Origin of the sequence: Nonomuraea roseola (genome assembly GCF_039535395.1) — a bacterium.
Lineage (GTDB): Bacteria > Actinomycetota > Actinomycetes > Streptosporangiales > Streptosporangiaceae > Nonomuraea > Nonomuraea roseola.
The window spans coordinates 1,479,246-1,493,772 of sequence record NZ_BAAAXC010000015.1 but is presented as its reverse complement, the minus strand read 5'-3'; the positions used below and the strand labels follow the sequence as shown (position 1 = coordinate 1,493,772).

Annotated in this window: 15 protein-coding genes; 7 read left to right on the top strand and 8 right to left on the bottom strand. The window is 71.8% G+C overall.

Going from position 1 to position 14,527, the window contains the following annotated elements; all coding sequences use genetic code 11:
- Positions 1–271 precede the first annotated feature (271 nt).
- On the bottom strand, positions 272–1,705 hold the full coding sequence (locus ABFX55_RS29980; RefSeq protein WP_346126087.1) for a WGR domain-containing protein: 1,434 nt from the start codon (positions 1,703–1,705) through the stop codon (positions 272–274).
- A gap of 148 nt (positions 1,706–1,853) precedes the next feature.
- On the bottom strand, positions 1,854–2,540 hold the full coding sequence (locus ABFX55_RS29975) for a GNAT family N-acetyltransferase (protein ID WP_346126086.1): 687 nt from the start codon (positions 2,538–2,540) through the stop codon (positions 1,854–1,856).
- A 69-nt stretch (positions 2,541–2,609) separates the two neighbouring features.
- On the opposite strand from ABFX55_RS29975, the gene ABFX55_RS29970 reads away from it, so the two are divergent.
- Positions 2,610–3,806 (top strand): cytochrome P450, encoded by a 1,197-nt coding sequence (locus ABFX55_RS29970; RefSeq protein ID WP_346126085.1) that lies wholly within the window; start codon positions 2,610–2,612, stop codon positions 3,804–3,806.
- A 19-nt stretch (positions 3,807–3,825) separates the two neighbouring features.
- On the opposite strand, the gene ABFX55_RS29965 is transcribed toward ABFX55_RS29970, so the two are convergent.
- Together ABFX55_RS29965 and ABFX55_RS29960 are read right to left on the bottom strand one after the other, a co-directional pair.
- Positions 3,826–4,497 carry a response regulator transcription factor gene (locus tag ABFX55_RS29965; RefSeq protein ID WP_346126084.1) on the bottom strand — a complete coding sequence of 224 codons (672 nt, stop codon included), beginning with the start codon at positions 4,495–4,497 and terminating at the stop codon, positions 3,826–3,828.
- Positions 4,494–5,687 (bottom strand): HAMP domain-containing sensor histidine kinase, encoded by a 1,194-nt coding sequence (locus ABFX55_RS29960; RefSeq protein WP_346126083.1) that lies wholly within the window; start codon positions 5,685–5,687, stop codon positions 4,494–4,496. The genes ABFX55_RS29965 and ABFX55_RS29960 overlap by 4 nt, the downstream gene beginning before the upstream one ends.
- A gap of 108 nt (positions 5,688–5,795) precedes the next feature.
- Here ABFX55_RS29960 and ABFX55_RS29955 point away from each other — a divergent pair, with 108 nt between their 5' ends.
- The 3 genes from ABFX55_RS29955 to ABFX55_RS29945 are packed head-to-tail and all read left to right on the top strand — an operon-like array spanning position 5,796 to position 9,033.
- Entirely contained in the window at positions 5,796–6,728 is a 933-nt protein-coding gene (locus ABFX55_RS29955) for an ATP-binding cassette domain-containing protein (RefSeq protein WP_346126082.1), read from the top strand.
- Positions 6,725–8,263: an ABC transporter permease subunit gene (locus tag ABFX55_RS29950; RefSeq protein WP_346126081.1), complete on the top strand. Its 1,539-nt coding sequence runs from the start codon at positions 6,725–6,727 to the stop codon at positions 8,261–8,263. The genes ABFX55_RS29955 and ABFX55_RS29950 overlap by 4 nt, the downstream gene beginning before the upstream one ends.
- Positions 8,260–9,033, top strand: a complete 774-nt coding sequence (locus tag ABFX55_RS29945) for an ABC transporter permease (protein ID WP_346126080.1) — start codon at positions 8,260–8,262, stop codon at positions 9,031–9,033. The genes ABFX55_RS29950 and ABFX55_RS29945 overlap by 4 nt, the downstream gene beginning before the upstream one ends.
- 1 nt (position 9,034) lies before the next feature.
- Here ABFX55_RS29945 and ABFX55_RS29940 read toward each other — a convergent pair whose 3' ends face one another.
- Positions 9,035–9,616, bottom strand: a complete 582-nt coding sequence (locus ABFX55_RS29940) for a 3'-5' exonuclease (RefSeq protein WP_346126079.1) — start codon at positions 9,614–9,616, stop codon at positions 9,035–9,037.
- 64 nt (positions 9,617–9,680) lie between these two features.
- Here ABFX55_RS29940 and ABFX55_RS29935 point away from each other — a divergent pair, with 64 nt between their 5' ends.
- The 3 genes from ABFX55_RS29935 to ABFX55_RS29925 are packed head-to-tail and all read left to right on the top strand — an operon-like array spanning position 9,681 to position 12,107.
- Complete coding sequence (locus tag ABFX55_RS29935; RefSeq protein ID WP_346126078.1) at positions 9,681–10,205, top strand: PadR family transcriptional regulator; 525 nt, start codon at positions 9,681–9,683, stop codon at positions 10,203–10,205.
- Complete coding sequence (locus tag ABFX55_RS29930; protein ID WP_346126077.1) at positions 10,198–10,851, top strand: ABC transporter ATP-binding protein; 654 nt, start codon at positions 10,198–10,200, stop codon at positions 10,849–10,851. The genes ABFX55_RS29935 and ABFX55_RS29930 overlap by 8 nt, the downstream gene beginning before the upstream one ends.
- Positions 10,852–10,892: 41 nt before the next feature.
- Positions 10,893–12,107: a hypothetical protein gene (locus ABFX55_RS29925; RefSeq protein WP_346126076.1), complete on the top strand. Its 1,215-nt coding sequence runs from the start codon at positions 10,893–10,895 to the stop codon at positions 12,105–12,107.
- Between the two features lie 17 nt (positions 12,108–12,124).
- Here ABFX55_RS29925 and ABFX55_RS29920 read toward each other — a convergent pair whose 3' ends face one another.
- From ABFX55_RS29920 to ABFX55_RS29910, 3 genes are read right to left on the bottom strand one after another with little or no spacing between them, the layout of a single operon-like run.
- Positions 12,125–13,336, bottom strand: coding sequence for an FAD-binding oxidoreductase (locus tag ABFX55_RS29920; protein WP_346126075.1), 1,212 nt, complete (start codon positions 13,334–13,336; stop codon positions 12,125–12,127).
- 52 nt (positions 13,337–13,388) lie between these two features.
- Positions 13,389–13,862 carry an RrF2 family transcriptional regulator gene (locus ABFX55_RS29915; protein ID WP_346126074.1) on the bottom strand — a complete coding sequence of 158 codons (474 nt, stop codon included), beginning with the start codon at positions 13,860–13,862 and terminating at the stop codon, positions 13,389–13,391.
- 16 nt (positions 13,863–13,878) lie between these two features.
- Entirely contained in the window at positions 13,879–14,493 is a 615-nt protein-coding gene (locus ABFX55_RS29910; protein WP_346126073.1) for a GNAT family N-acetyltransferase, read from the bottom strand.
- Positions 14,494–14,527: the final 34 nt, after the last annotated feature.

The following is a 14,527-nucleotide window of genomic DNA, read 5'->3' as shown; positions in this document are numbered from 1 at the left end:
CGGCTCCGGGCTGGTCTGTGTGGGGGCCGAGCCCCCACACCCCCTGGCGGGGGCCTACCGGCCCCCGCGCCCCGGACGCGTTGGCGCTTGGACGGGGGAGGGCGGTGGGAGTGGTTGGCGCGGCCTATCCGAGTGGAGCTGCGTCGTGTCGTGGCCTGGAGAGGAAGCAGGGCCGAGTGGCGACTGCGGCGTGTACGGTCTCGCGACCTGCGGCGATGGGCAAGCTCCGGGGCGGTTCAGGGCGCAGCCGCCGCAGAGGTGCCCGATGGGGTCAGAGCAGGCGCCTGATCTCGCCGTACGCCCGGTAGAAGCCGCCGCGCCCAGCGGAGCGCACGCCGTCGACCAGGTAGCGGGCGCCCGCCTCCCGGACGGTCTTGGGGAACTGCACGTTCCATGACTCGTAGCCGGGGCTGACCACGCGGACCCGCAGCCGCTCGCCCTCCTTGACGCACTCCACGACCACGCCGTCGCCCGCGCCGTCGGTCTCCAGCACCCTCTCCAGCACCGTCTCCAGCGTGGTGGACGGCTCGACCGCCTCCAGCGACGCCGCCGCCTTGACGTCCATCGGCTGGGGCACGCTGCCCGCGCGGGCCGCGGCGATGGCCGCCTCGCTGGCGTCGATGCAGACCAGGGAGCCGTCGGTGGTGACGATGTAGAGGCGGTCGTCCAGGAACTGCATGGAGAACGCCGACCCGCAGCCGGTGGCGAGCTTCCACAGCCGCTCTCCGGAGGCGTCGAAGCAGTAGACCGAGGAGTGGTTGTCGCCCGCGAAGACATGGCGTCCGCCAGGCGAGGTGGCGCAGGAGTAGACGGCGCCGTCGCACTGGTAGACCGCCTCCACCCGGCCGTCGCTCTTGGCCAGGCGGTGGACGGTGCGGCGGGCCGTGCCGGCGTAGACGGAGCGCTCCTCCTGCCAGCCGAACAGCACGTCGCCTGCCAGCTTGTTCTCCCAGACGAGCGTGCCGTCGGAGGTGTCGTAGCGGGCGACCCCGCGCGAATGGCCGTGGTAGACGGCGTCCCCGTCGCACCTGACCATCCAGGCGGAGTCGCCGGCGCCGGTCCGCGCCCACTGGAACTCGTCCTCGTAGTCGATCGTGGTGATCCGCCCCGCCCGGTCGGAGACGCCGAGCACTCCGTCGTGGATGTCCAGCCAGTAGATGTCCACGTCGGCGGCGATCTCGTACGCCGACCTCGGCACCTTGCCGCTCAGGTCGTACACGCGGCCGTCGTCGCACCCGGCATAGATCCAGAAGTCGTCGGCCACGATGCACTTGACGCCGTCGGGCAGCCGGAAGCGGCCGGTCACCGTGCCGGAGTGGGTGACGGTGTAGACGTCGCCGCGCTGGTTGCCGACCCAGCAGCGTTCGCCGTCCACGAAGATGCCGAACGCGGCCGCGCCGCTGTCGAAGCGCCACAGGACCGGCGCCTGCTGGGCGGTCGAGCGGGTGCTGGCGATGGCCCTGCGGGTGACCGCCCGGCGCTGGCGCACGCCGCGCAGGGCGGGCGCGTAGCCCTTGCGTGTCTTCTCGCCGATCTTCTTGGCCGCCGCCGCCTGGGCCTTCGCTTCGGTGGGGAAGGCGGTGACCTTCGTCTGGCCGGATTCGCCGATGCGCCCGTAGGTGATCGTGACCTGCGTCCCCGCCACGGTCACCTCATAAAACTTGTGCGCTCCGCCGCCGTCCTCAGACAGCTCGAGGTAGGTCATGTCCGCTTCTCCAGATTTGCCCGGCTTGATCAATTGCACGGGAGACTAGAGCACCGCAACGACAGAAACCTCGCCCCAGGCCGTACACCTGAGGCGCTTCCAGGCCGAAGGCCCCTCGCGGCGACCGTGCGGGGGCCGTGTCACCCGCTCATGGCTGGCCTTGATCTTCTGCCGAACGCATCGTCCTGTCGTCGCCGGCGGAGACGACCAGCCGCGCCTTGACCTCGGGCCACTCGGGGGCGATCACGGAGAACATGGCGGAGTCTCGTACCTTCCCCTCCTCTCCGGGCGCCCAGGACGGTGACCAGCCGCGCAGTACGCCCTCGAACCGCGCGCCGAGCCGTTCGATCGCCCGTCGCGACCGCTGATTGCGCGCGTCCGTCTTCAGGTCCACGCGGGCCACGCCCAGCGTCTCGAACGCATACGTGAACAGCAGAAGCTTCGCCTCGGTGTTGATCCCCGTGCCCTGTGCCGACGCCGCCAGCCAGGTCCAACCGATCTCTATGGCGCGCAGCTCCTGTCGGTCGGGCCATGACCGCGGGTTCCAGAACGCCGTGCACCCCACCGCCATCCCGTCCTCCACGCGGACCTGGGCGAAGGGGGTCAGGCCCTCGCGTCCCCTGGCGAACTGGGCCTCCAGGTATGCCTTCACCTCGTCCCTGCGGGGGACCACCGTGAGGCCGTAGGAGGAGCGGTCCTCCTCGGCGGCCCTCGCGAGGTCCGGAGCGTGGTCCATCGTGAGTGGCTCCAGCCGGACGAATGATCCATGGAGCACGGGAACGTCGAGATGCGGACTCATCGGGTTCTCCCTGGCGGCCAGGCGATTGTCGGTCATGAGATGTCGGGGCATGTGCCGGTTCTTCAGATCTTGTACGTGACGCACCTCACCCGCGACCATAGGCACGTGAACCCACAGGCCTTCTACCGCGACCCGTACCCCGTCTACGCCGAGGCCCGCAGGGCTCGCGGGCTCACCTTCGTGCCCGAGCTGGGCGCCTGGCTGGTCAGCAGGCGTGAAGACGTCCGCGAGGTGCTGAGCAAGCCCGAGCAGTTCTCCTCCGCGCGCGCCTTACGGCCGGACTACCTGCCCGGCAAGGCCGCGCTGTCGGAGCTGGTCAAGGGGTTCGGCGGGGTGCAGGCGGTGCTCACAGCGGACGGCGAGGCGCACCGGCGGCTGCGCCGCCCCCTCGCCAGGGGGCTTTCCCCCGCCAGGGTCGCCGCCGCGCTCCCGTTCGTCACGGCGCGGGCCGAGGCGCTCATCGGCTCCTTCGCCGGCGACGGCCAGGTCGAGTGGATGGAGGCCTACGCCAGGCCCCTGCCCGCCGACGTGATCGGCCACCTGATCGGCTTCGACCCCGCCGACACCCATGGCGCGATCCGCGGCGCGCAGCGAGCGGAGGACCTGCTGTTCACCGAGCTGACCGAGGCCGAGCAGGTCGACGCGGCGAAGGAGATCGTCGCCCTGCAGCACCTGCTCGACGGCTACGCCCGCGCGCGCAGGAGGGATCCGCGTGATGACCTCATCACCGAGATGGTCAGGGACCTGGCCCCCGGCTCCGACGACCTCACGCTCGACCAGCGCAAGGAGATCGTCTCCAACCTCCAGAACCTGCTCCTGGCAGGACACCTGACCGCGACCGCGCTGCTCGGCACGGTGGTGCTGAACCTGCTGCGCGACCGTCGCCAGTGGGAGCTGCTGTGCGAGAAGCCGGAGCTCGTCTCCGTGGCCATCGAGGAGGCGGCCCGCTTCGAGGCGCCCATCCAGGGCTTCAGGCGTACGGTCACCACCAAGGTGACGCTGAGCGGCACCGAGCTGAACGAGAACGACGTGCTCTTCGTCTCCTTCGCCTCGGCGGGCCGTGACGCGGACGCCAACGCGCGCCCCGACGAGTTCGACATCACCAGGCCGGCCCTGCGCAACCTGTCGTTCGGACACGGCCCCCACGGCTGCCCAGGCTCGCAACTGGCCAAGGAGCAGGTGCGGATCACCCTGGAGATGCTGATCCGCGACCTGCCCGGACTCCGCCTGGCCCGCACGGACGTCACCATGGCCCCCACCCTCATCCACCGATCCCCCGAGGAGCTCTTCCTCGCCTGGTGACGGCCCACGCCCGGCTCGGTCAGGGGCCGGGTGGGCCGGTGATGCGGTAGCCGACGCCTGGAGTCGTGGTGATCACCGAGGGGTCGCCGAGTTTGCGGCGCAGCCGGCCGATCGTGACGGTGACGGTGTTGGTGAGCGGGTCGGCGTGTTCGTCCCACACCTGTTCGAGCAGGTCCTCCGTGCTCAGGAAGGCAGGGGTGGCGCGGAGGAGGGCTTCGAGCAGGGCGAACTCCTTGACCGACAGGTCCAGGTGGCGGCCGTCGCGGGTCACCGTACGGCGGAGGGGGTCGAGTTCGATGCCGGCCGCGCGCAGGGTGCGGGCGCGGGCGGAGGGCTGGCGGCGGGCCAGGGAGCGGATGCGCAGGACCAGTTCGGGGAAGTGGAAGGGCTTGGCGAGATAGTCGTCGGCGCCCAGGGACAGGCCGCTGACGCGGTCGCCGGGGGAGCCCGCCGCGGTCAGCATCAGCACCATGACACGGTCGTCGCGTTCGGTGATCATCTGGCAGAGGCTGTCGCCGTGGATTCCCGGCAGGTCGCGGTCGAGGACGACCACGTCGTAGGCGTTGACGTCGAGTTTGGCCGCGGCCTCCAGGCCGTCGTGCGCCAGGTCCACGGCCATGCCCTGGTCGCGCAGGCCCTCGGCCACCACCTCGGCGAGCGCGCGGGCGTCCTCGACCACCAGCACCCTCACGCCGGGACCCCGGTCCGCTCGGTGGCCAGGGGCAGCGAGATGGCGACCCGCAGGCCGCCTTCTGGCCTGGCCCCGAGGTCGAGCCCGCCGCCGTGCGCGGTGGCGATGGCGGCGACGATCGACAGCCCGAGCCCCGATCCGTCGCCTGAGCCGGTCCGGTCGGCGCCGAGCCGCTGGAACGGCTGGGCCAGCCGCGCCACCTGCTCCTGCTCGAGGAGCCGTCCGCCCGTCTCGACCACGAGCAGCGCCGTCGTGCCGTCGGCCGTGGCGGCGACCCTGATCCAGCCGCCCTCGTCGTTGTGGATGATCGCGTTGTCGATGACGTTGTCGGCCATGCGCGACAGGAGTGTCGCGTTTCCCTGTGTCCAGGTGTCGTCGTGGAGGTCGCCGTCGTGGACGGTCAGGCGCCTGGCCGCGATGTCGGCGGCCCTGGCGTCCAGAGCCGCGTTCACCGTACGGCCGAGCGAGATCGTCGAGCGGTCCGACATGGCGCCGTGCTGGGTGCGGGCCAGCAGGAGGAAGCCTTCGAGCAGCCGGTCGACCTGGTCGAGCTCGGTGCGGAGCCGGCCGGCGAGCGCGACCGTCTGCGGGGGGACGGGCTCGGGCTTGGCCACGGCGACGTCCAGGGAGGCCCGCATGGTCGCCAGCGGGGTGCGCAGTTCGTGTGAGGCGTTGGCGACGAACCTGCGCTGCGCGGCGAAGGAGCTCTCCAGGCGTTCGAGCAGCTCGTCGATGGTGTCGGCGAGGTCCTTCACCTCGTCGGCGGGGCCGGGTACGGCCAGCCGTTCGTGCAGGTTGTCGGCGGAGATCCGGCGCGTGGCCGCGGTGATCGTCCGCAACGGGCGCAGCACCCATCCCGCGATGATCCGGCCCAGCACGATCGACGCCAGCGCCATGACGGCCAGCGCCACCGCCGAGCCGACCAGGAGCTGGTGTGACTGGCTCTCCCTCGCGCCGGCCAGCTGGCTCTCGAGCAGGGAGATGCGCTCATGGGCGGCCGCCAGCGTCGAATTCCGGGCGGGAGGGTTGCCCCCTGGCGCGACCTCACTGATCCGCGTCGAGCCCAGGCTCACGAGGTTGGTGATGACCAGCAGCGCCGCGCCGGACAGCAGGAACAGGACACCGTACAGGGCGGTGAACCGCAGCCGCACGGTGCGGGCGGGCAGGGCCAGGCGTCGCGCTGTCCTCATCGGCTCTCTCTCGTTCGTGCGGAGCTCCAGGATGCCGCCCAGGACCTAACAACGACATGACGGCCTCTGTTCGGCCCACGTTAGGGCGGCTTCCGTACAAACGGAGCCATGCGAGCAACCATTGAAGTCAACGACGTGCGCAAACGCTTCGGGTCCACGGTGGCGCTGGACGGGATGTCGTTCACGGTGGAGCCCGGGCAGGTCACCGGCTTCGTCGGGCCCAACGGCGCGGGCAAGTCCACCACGATGCGGGTCATCCTCGGGCTGGACGCGGCCGACTCGGGCAGCGCGCTGATCGGCGGCAGGCCGTACCGGAGCCTGCGCAGCCCGCTGCTCCACGTCGGGGCTCTGCTGGACGCCGGGGCGCTGCAGCCGCGCCGTTCGGCCCGTAACCACCTGCTGTGGCTGGCCCACTCGCAGGGGCTGACCGCCGGGCGGGTCGACGAGGTGATCGAGCAGGCGGGCCTGGGCCAGGTGGCCAGGCGGAAGGCGGGCGGCTTCTCCCTCGGCATGCGTCAGCGGCTCGGGATCGCCGCCGCGCTGCTCGGCGACCCTCCCGTGCTCATCCTGGACGAGCCCTTCAACGGCCTGGACCCCGACGGCATCGTGTGGATGCGCGAGTTCCTCGGCGAGCTGGCAGGACAGGGCAGGGCGGTGCTGGTCTCGAGCCATCTGATGAGCGAGCTGCAGGACACCGCCGCCCACGTGGTCGTGGTCGGCCGAGGCAGGGTCATCGCCGACACCAGCGTGGCGCGGCTGCTGGCCGAGGTGTCGGGCGACAGGGTGACGCTGCGCAGCACGGCCCCTCAGGAGGCGGCGAGGGTGCTGGAGCACGCGGGCGCCACGGTGGCGGCCGTCGACCGCGACACGCTCACCGTCTCGGGGCTGCCGGCGGAGCGCGTCGTGACGCTGCTCGGCCGGTACGCGGTGCCCTTCTCCGAGGTGACGGCGCACCGGGCGACGCTGGAGGAGGCCTACATGAACCTCACGAGGAGCGCGGTCGAGTACCGCGCCACCACGGGCCAGGAGAGCGCGCGATGAGCGGGCGTCACGGCTTCACGCGCCTGCTGCGGGCCGAGTGGACCAAGTTCAGGACGGTCCTCGGCTGGGTGATCGCCATGATGGTCGCGGCGGCGGCCGTCGTACTGCTCGGCCTGTTCTCCGCGTCGGGCAGCCACGCCTCGTGCGGCGCGGGCCCTGTCGAGATCGACTGCCCCGAGCCCCCGCTGGGGCCCGAGGGTCAGGCGGTGAGCGACAAGTTCTACTTCGTCCACCAGCCGCTGGAGGGGGACGGCAGCATCACCGTCCGCGTGACCTCGATGACCGGCCAGATCCGGCTGCCCGACCTCACTCCCGGCGTCAGAAGGGTCGCGCCAGGGGTCGTGCCGTGGGCGAAGGCCGGGGTCATCGTCAAGGACGGCATGCGGCAGGGCTCCGCCTACGCGGCGCTGATGGTCACGGGTCGGCACGGGGTGCGGATGCAGCACAACTACACCCACGACCTGGCAGGACGTCCGGGAGGCGTCTCGAAGAAGGACCCCCGCTGGCTGCGGCTGACCCGTTCGGGCGACACCCTCACCGGTGACGAGTCGGCCGACGGCAGGCGGTGGACCACGGTCGGTTCGGTGCGGCTGGCCGGGCTGAGCGACACGGTGGAGATCGGGCTCTTCGCCACCTCTCCCTGCGACCTCCTGGTGAAGCAGGGCGATTTCGGCGGGAGCATCGGGCAGTGCCGCTTCACCGAGGCCACCGCCGACTTCGACCAGGTCAGCCTCCAGGGCAGGACGTCCGGCGACGCGTGGCGCCAGGACGACGTGGGGGTCACCGAGGCGCCGGACGGTTCACCCCACCACCCGGGCAGGTTCGAGCGGTCCGGCGGCACGTTCACCGTGACAGGGGTCGGCGACATCGCGCCGCACGTGGAGGGTGAGAGCATCGAGAGCACCCTCACGGGTGCGCTGGCGGGGCTCGTCGTGGTGGTCGTCGTGGCGGTGCTTTTCGTCACCGCCGAGTACCGGCGAGGGCTGATCCGCACCACTCTGCTCGCCAGCCCCCGGCGCGGTCGCGCGCTGGCGGCCAAGGCCGTCGTGATCGCCGCGGTGACGTTCGTGACAGGGCTGGCCGCCGCCTGCGTGGTGGTCCCGGTGGGCACGCGCATCCTGCGCGCCAACGGCAACTACATCCTGCCGGTGAGTCCGCTCACCGAGGTCCGGGTGGTGGTCGGCTTCGCGGCGCTGCTCGCGGCCGCCGCCGTCCTCGCCCTCGCCCTCGGCGCGCTGTTCAGGCGCGGCGCCGCGTCGGTCGCCGCCGCCATCGCGCTGATCCTGGTGCCCCACCTCCTCGCGACCACCTCGGTTCTGCCCGTCGTCGTGGCGCAGTGGCTGGTGCGGCTCACCCCCGCCGCGGGCTTCGCGATCCAGCAGAGCATCCCGGAGTACCCGTACATGACGGGCCACTACGCCCCATCGGCCGGCTACTACCCTCTGCCGCCGTTGGGCGGCCTCGCCGTGACCTGCGCCTACGCCGCGGTCGCTCTTGCCGCGGCGATCGTCCTGCTGCGCAGGAGGGACGCGTGAGAAGGGAACTGCACGCGGAGTGGACGAAGCTGCGCACCAGCCAGGCGGGTTGGCTGCTGCTCGCCCTCGTCGCGCTGACCGTGGCGGCGAGCGCCGCGGCGGTGGCGACGGTGTCCTGCCCGCCGGAGGGCTGCGGCCATGACGCGCCCAGGCTCAGCCTCGCGGGGGTCCAACTGGGCCAGGCGGTCGTCGCGGTCATGGCCGTGCTGATGATCAGCGGCGAGTACGGCACGGGCATGATCCGCACCACCCTGACGGCGATGCCGCGCCGTACCACGGTCCTGGCGGCCAAGGCGGTCATCCTCGCCGGGCTGACACTGGCCGCGGGGAGCGTCGCGGTGCTCGGGTCCGTGCTGACGGGGCGGCTCATCCTGCCGGGCAACGGGTTCGTCCCCGCGCACGGCCAGGCGCTGCTGTCCCTGGCCGACGGGCCGACACTGCGCGCGGCCTGCGGCTCGGTCCTCTACCTCGCGCTGGTCGCCCTGCTCAGTCTTGGCATCGCCGCCGCCGTGAGGGACTCCGCGACGGCCATCGGGGTGGTGTTCGGCCTGCTCTACGCCTTCTCGGTCCTGCCCTTCATGGTCGCCGACCCGGACTGGCAGACGCTCCTCTGGAGGATCTCGCCGATGAACGCGGGACTCGCCGTCCAGGTGACGACCAACGTGTCAGGACTGCCGCTCAGCCCCTGGGCGGGCCTCGGCGTGCTCGCCGCATGGGCCGGCGTCGCCCTCCTGGGCGGCGGCCTGCTGCTGCGACGGCGCGACGCCTGACTCACACAGGCGCGGCCGTCAGCCGATCCGCGTGTCGTGGGTCGAGGGACACCAGGTGGAGGGTCAGGGCGGCGATGTTCCACGCGTCGTCCTCTCCACGGTGATGGCGGCCCTCCAGCGGAAGCCCTGCCACCTGCAGGGCCTGCGCCATCCCCGGGCGCTTTCGCAGTTCGTACGCCTCGGTGAAGACCGCCTTCACGTTCGTGTGCCGCCGGCCGAAGGGGTAGGGGGCGCCGGTCGCCTGGCACTGGCGGGTGAACTGGTGGCGGTCGTAGTCGCCCCAGCTCGCCCACGGCCGCCTCCCCGCGGCGTGCTCGGCGGCCAGCAGGCGGCAGGCCTCGGCGAAGGTGACGCCACTCTCCACCTCCTCCTGCGTCAGGCCGGTCAGTTCGGTGCAGAAGGCGCTCACGGTGGAGCGGGCGGGCCGGACGAGAACGCGGTGGCGGGAGACCCGCTCACGCGCGTGGAGGTCGACGACGGTCAGTCCGATCTCGATGATCTCGCTGACCGCTCCCGGTGGTGGCCGGCCGTCCCAGCAGGTCGCCTCCACGTCCACGACGTTCAACAGTTCGCTGTTCTCCATGCCGCAGAGACTAGGTTCACCCAACTATTCATTCAATGAATACATCGTGTGTATAGTTGCGATCATGTCAACCGGACATGTCCTGCTGGGCCTCCTCGTCGAGCGCCCGAAACACGGCTACGAGCTCAAGAAGGAGCACGACCACCGCCTGCCAGGCTCCCGTCCCCTCGCCTACGGGCAGGTCTACGCCACGCTCCAGCGCCTCGAACGCGACGGTTGGGCCGAAGTGGCCGAGACCATGCAGGAGGGCGGCCCCGAGCGGACCGTCTACGCGATCACCGATGAGGGGAGGGCGGAGCTCGACGGCTGGCTGGAGCGGCTCGAACCTCCCGCGCCCCATGTGGCGAGCCCGCTGTTCGCGCGCGTGGTCGTCGCGACGCTGGCCGGCGGCGGGGCCGACGGCTACCTGCTCAGGCAGCGCGCCGCGCACCTGGCGCGGATGAGGGAGCTGACGCTGCGGAAGGCGGACGGCACGCCCGCGCAGGTCCTGGCAGCCGACTACGCGCTGCAGCACCTCGACGCGGACCTGCGCTGGATCGAGACGGCCATCGCCAGGCTGGCCGACCTGAAGGAGGAGATCGATGCTTGAGGCCCGCGCGCTGCGCAAGTCCTTCGGCAGGACAACAGCCCTGGAGGGCGTCTCCCTGTCGATCGGCGAAGGGGAGATCGTCGCGATCACCGGCCCGAGCGGATCGGGCAAGTCGACGCTGCTGCACTGCCTGGCGGGGATCATCCGGCCGGAGGCGGGCGAGGTCACGTTCGCGGGACAGCGGGTGGACAGCCTCGGCGACGCCGACCGTACCCGGTTGAGAAGGGAGAGCTTCGGCATCGTCTTCCAGCACGGCGAGCTGGTGCCCGAGCTGAGCGCCATGGAGAACGTGGCCCTGCCGCTGCTGTTCGGCGGGCACGCCAGGCAGGAGTCCCTCCGAAGCGCGATGGAGGCGCTGGAACGGCTCGGCGTCGCCGACTGCGCCGACCAACTGCCGGGAGAGCTGTCAGGTGGTCAGTCGCAGCGGGTGGCCGTGGCGCGGGCGCTGGTGGCGAGCCCGAAGGCGGTGTTCGCCGACGAACCGACGGGAGCGCTCGACTCGCTGGCGGGGGAGCTGGTGATGAAGGAGCTGGTCCGTACGGCGGCAGCGGCCAGGATGGCCCTCGTGATCGTCACCCACGACAACCGCGTGGCCTCCTACGCCGACAGGGAGATCGTGCTCAGAGACGGGCGGGTGGCGGGATGAGCGGGCAGGGGCACGCGCGACCGGTGGGCAGGGGGCGCCTGATGACCGCGGGGGCGGCGCTCGCCACCCTCCTCCTCGGCGCGGCCGTCGCGCTGCTGGAGCTCGGCCTGCTCTCGAGCCGCAAGGACATGTGGCGGATGGCCCCGCCCGACGACACGCCGCTGGTCGCCGCCCTGGCCCTGGCTCTGATGGCGGTGCCGGCCGCGGCCTTCGTCCACCAGGTCAGTCGCCTGGCACAGGCGACGGGCGAACGGCGGCTGGCGGCGCTGCGTCTCGCGGGCGCCACGGCCGGTCAGGTACGGCTGATCGCCGCGCGCGAGAGCGGCAGGCACGCTCTGGTCGGCGCGCTGCTGGGCGGCGCGGCGGCGCTGGCGTTCGCCCTGGTGCTGGGTGTCAGTCCGTGGTGGACGCTGGTCGCGCCGCCCGTCGTGGTGCTCGGCGGCGTGCTGTCGGGCCTGATGGCGGGACGTCACGTGATCGCCTCTCCGCTCGGCGTGGTACGGCGGGCCAGGCTGAGGCAGCCTCGCGCCCTCGACCTGGCCCTGGTGGTGCTGGGCAGCGGGCTGATCCCGATCAGCCTCGCCCTGGGGCACTGGCTGGTCACGTCCGTACTGATGGTGGCGGGGGCGGTGGTCCTGGTGTTCGGACTGACGCTCGCCGCGACCTGGCTGATCAGGGCGTCGGCCAGGCGCGCGGGCCGCAGGGCGGGCACCGCCGAGGCGCTGCTGGCCGCCCGTCTGGTGGAGGCCGACCCGAGGGCATGGGCGCGCACGCTGTCGGTGGTGGGCGTGACGGTCTTCTTCGGGGCCGGTGTGGCCGCCCAGCAGACGCGCTTCCTGCTGGAGGGCATGAGCGCCTCCCTCGTGGCGGGCTACGGGCTGGTCTACCTGGCCCTGCTGGTCGCGCTGTTCACCTCGGCGGGCGCACTGGTGGTGCACCAGGCCGAGGAACTGCTGGACCATCGGCGCTCGTTCGCGGCGCTGTCGGCCGCCGGAGCGCCCGACGACGCGCTCGGCCGGGTGCTGACCAGGCAGGCGCTGATCGCCGCGACGCCCGTGTGCGCCGTGGCGGCGGTGGCGGGTGTGCTGGTGGTCGTGCTGATGCTCGTGGACGTCTTCCCCTGGACCGGTCTGCCCCTCACCCTCGGGCTGGCCGGGGCCATGGCGGGGATCGGGGTGCTCGGCGCGGGCCTGGTGGCCAGGCTCGCCCGCCCGATCCTCGCCAGGGCGCTGCACCCGGGCGCGCTGCACCGCTGACCGGGACGCCCCGGCGATCACCCTGCCAGGACGGGGTAGTTGCTGCGGAACACGTTCGCGGGGTCGTGCCTGCGCTTGATGTCCCGCAGCCGCTCGAGCGTCCCGGCGGGGAAGGCCGCGGCCGCGCTCTCATCCGGCGAGAGGAAGGTGAACGGCTTGCGCCCGCCTTCGGCGATCTTCCGCTGCTTCTCCTCCACGCCCGGCAGGCCGAACATGTAGAGCAGGTACGGCTCGTCCACCTGGCCGGCGGCGCTGTCGGACGGCCTGGCAAGCGCGCCGCCCAGATGCCTGATCTGCACGCTGATCAGCGGGTCGATGGGCATGATCCGCTCCAGGATCCCGTCGAGGTCGCCGAGCAGCTGGGCCCTGGACGCGCCGGGCCCCGGGTCGGTCGGCTCGCCGGTGATGTCGCCGAGCGAGGTGAGCGGCATCGGGCCCCTGGTGTCCGACAGCGCGCCGCCGATCCTGTCCAGCGGCGCGAGGAGCTCGCTCGGGTCCTCGCCGAGGTAGGTGCAGTCCACGGCGACGAACGGCGGTGAGCCGGGGAAGCTCAGCAGGTCGAACCAGACGGTCAGCTCGTCGGGGGCCGTCGCGGTGATCTCCTTGAACGCCTCGAGCACCTCGGCGGCTCGGGAGGCGTGCCACAGGACGCGCCCGCCGTACAGGTGGGGCGCGGGGTGGAGGTCGAGCTCGATCGCCGTCACCAGCGCGAAGTCACCGCCTCCGCCGCGCAGGGCCCAGAAGAGCTCGTCGTCACGGGTGACCGTCGAGCGCCTGCCCTCGGCGTCGACGATGTCGAAGGCGCGCACGCTGGAGGAGGCGAAGCCGTGCTTGCGGGAGAACCACGACAGGCCGCCGCCCAGGGTGTAGCCGGTGACCGTGACCACGGGGGAGCTGCCCGGCAGTCCCGTCAGGCCGTGCGCGGCGGACGCGGCCTGGAGCTGACCCCACCTGACTCCCGCGCCGACGCGCGCCACCCTGGCGGCGGCGTCGATCTCGATGGAGGTGAGGCCGTGGGTGCGCAGCAGGATGGTGTCGGCGACGTCGCCGCTCGCGCCGTGCCCGCTCGGCTGCGCGGTCACCGCGAGCCCTTCCTTACGGGCCAGGCGGACGGCGTCGATCACGTCGTCGACGGAGCCGACCTCGGCCACGGCCCTGACGGGCTGCTTCACGGCGAGGTTCCAGGGAGTGACGGCCTGGTCGAAGCCTTCGTCTCCAGGAAAAATCATTGTATTCATCGTATTCTCCATCCAGGATATCCAGAATTAAGACATGGACCGATCAGGTCCGCGCGAACCACGCGCGGGTGCCGTCGGGCGTTCCAGGGAACCGGCTCTCGACGGTGTTCCTGATGTCGGCCAGGGTCTGGCCTGCCAGCTCACGCCGCCAGGCCAGCTCGGCCTTGCGCATGGCCTGCGAGACCACGCAATTCGACTTGTAGTCGACGTGCGGGCTGCCGCCGGGGCCCGCCCTGAGGATCTGCTCGCACCTGAACGCCTCCTCGCCTCCCTCGATCGCCGTCACCACGTCCATGAGGGTGATCCGGTCGAGGGGGCGGGCCAGGCGGAAGCCGCCTCTCGGGCCCGAGGTGGAGGTGAGGATCCCGGCCCTGGCCAGGGCCTGGAGCTGCTTGTTGAGGTAGGCCGTGGGCAGGTTGTAGAAGGCCGCCAGCCTGGCCGCCGTCATCGCCTCGCCCGTCTCGATCCACGAGAGGTTGAGGCAGCTGTGGAGCGCCCACTCGACGCCCTCGCTCATTCGCATATCCTGGATACTACACGTCCAGAATGGGAAGCGCCATAGTCGAGCCCCACGTATCCGGACGCAGCACCGAGAAGCCCATCGCCTGGTAGAAGGCGAACGCTCCGGTGTTGCCCGCTCCCACGCCCAGGTGCACGCCCGGCACCCGCCGGACGCGCAGGGCCTCGAGCAGCGTCTTCATGAGCTGCCTGCCCAGCCCCGCGCCCTGCCCTCTGGGCAGGACGTCGATGTGCAGGTGGGCGGGGAAGCGGTCGTACAGCTCGTCGGGGGTGGGCCTGGCGTTGTGGATGCGCTCCACGCACCACCAGTCCTGGGTGCCGTCGCCGGGGTCGGCGGCCATCGGGAGGGGGTAGCGGGCGCGCAGCCCCGGCCACCAGTGCTCCTCCGTCCAGTGCTCGAAGGCCACGGTGTCGGCCGTGGCGATGATGTAGCCGAGCACACCCTGGTGGTCCACGGCGACGAAGCTGAGCCCCGGATCGGCGACGGGGTACGGCCCCGCGTAGATGTGCGCGAGCAGGTCGGGATCGCGGTAGAGCGCGGTGGCGTCCTTGCCCGAGTCGCCCGTCTGGAGGCACACGCGGTACATCCCAGGCAGGTCGTAAGGCTGGAAGGGTCTGATCTCCACCATCTGGCTCCCCCTGGCGCAATGTCGAGACTGCGAG

What these genes read in the sequence shown, in the direction of transcription:
- ABFX55_RS29940 (WP_346126079.1), bottom strand. Translation starts at nt 9,616, where the DNA reads ATGGAGAACAGCGAACTGTTGAACGTCGTGGACGTGGAGGCGACCTGC.
- ABFX55_RS29955 (WP_346126082.1), top strand. Translation starts at nt 5,796, where the DNA reads ATGCGAGCAACCATTGAAGTCAACGACGTGCGCAAACGCTTCGGGTCC.
- ABFX55_RS29930 (WP_346126077.1), top strand. Translation starts at nt 10,198, where the DNA reads ATGCTTGAGGCCCGCGCGCTGCGCAAGTCCTTCGGCAGGACAACAGCC.
- ABFX55_RS29920 (WP_346126075.1), bottom strand. Translation starts at nt 13,336, where the DNA reads ATGATTTTTCCTGGAGACGAAGGCTTCGACCAGGCCGTCACTCCCTGG.
- ABFX55_RS29935 (WP_346126078.1), top strand. Translation starts at nt 9,681, where the DNA reads ATGTCAACCGGACATGTCCTGCTGGGCCTCCTCGTCGAGCGCCCGAAA.
- ABFX55_RS29915 (WP_346126074.1), bottom strand. Translation starts at nt 13,862, where the DNA reads ATGAGCGAGGGCGTCGAGTGGGCGCTCCACAGCTGCCTCAACCTCTCG.
- ABFX55_RS29950 (WP_346126081.1), top strand. Translation starts at nt 6,725, where the DNA reads ATGAGCGGGCGTCACGGCTTCACGCGCCTGCTGCGGGCCGAGTGGACC.
- ABFX55_RS29980 (WP_346126087.1), bottom strand. Translation starts at nt 1,705, where the DNA reads ATGACCTACCTCGAGCTGTCTGAGGACGGCGGCGGAGCGCACAAGTTT.
- ABFX55_RS29925 (WP_346126076.1), top strand. Translation starts at nt 10,893, where the DNA reads ATGACCGCGGGGGCGGCGCTCGCCACCCTCCTCCTCGGCGCGGCCGTC.
- ABFX55_RS29975 (WP_346126086.1), bottom strand. Translation starts at nt 2,540, where the DNA reads ATGACCGACAATCGCCTGGCCGCCAGGGAGAACCCGATGAGTCCGCAT.
- ABFX55_RS29910 (WP_346126073.1), bottom strand. Translation starts at nt 14,493, where the DNA reads ATGGTGGAGATCAGACCCTTCCAGCCTTACGACCTGCCTGGGATGTAC.
- ABFX55_RS29960 (WP_346126083.1), bottom strand. Translation starts at nt 5,687, where the DNA reads ATGAGGACAGCGCGACGCCTGGCCCTGCCCGCCCGCACCGTGCGGCTG.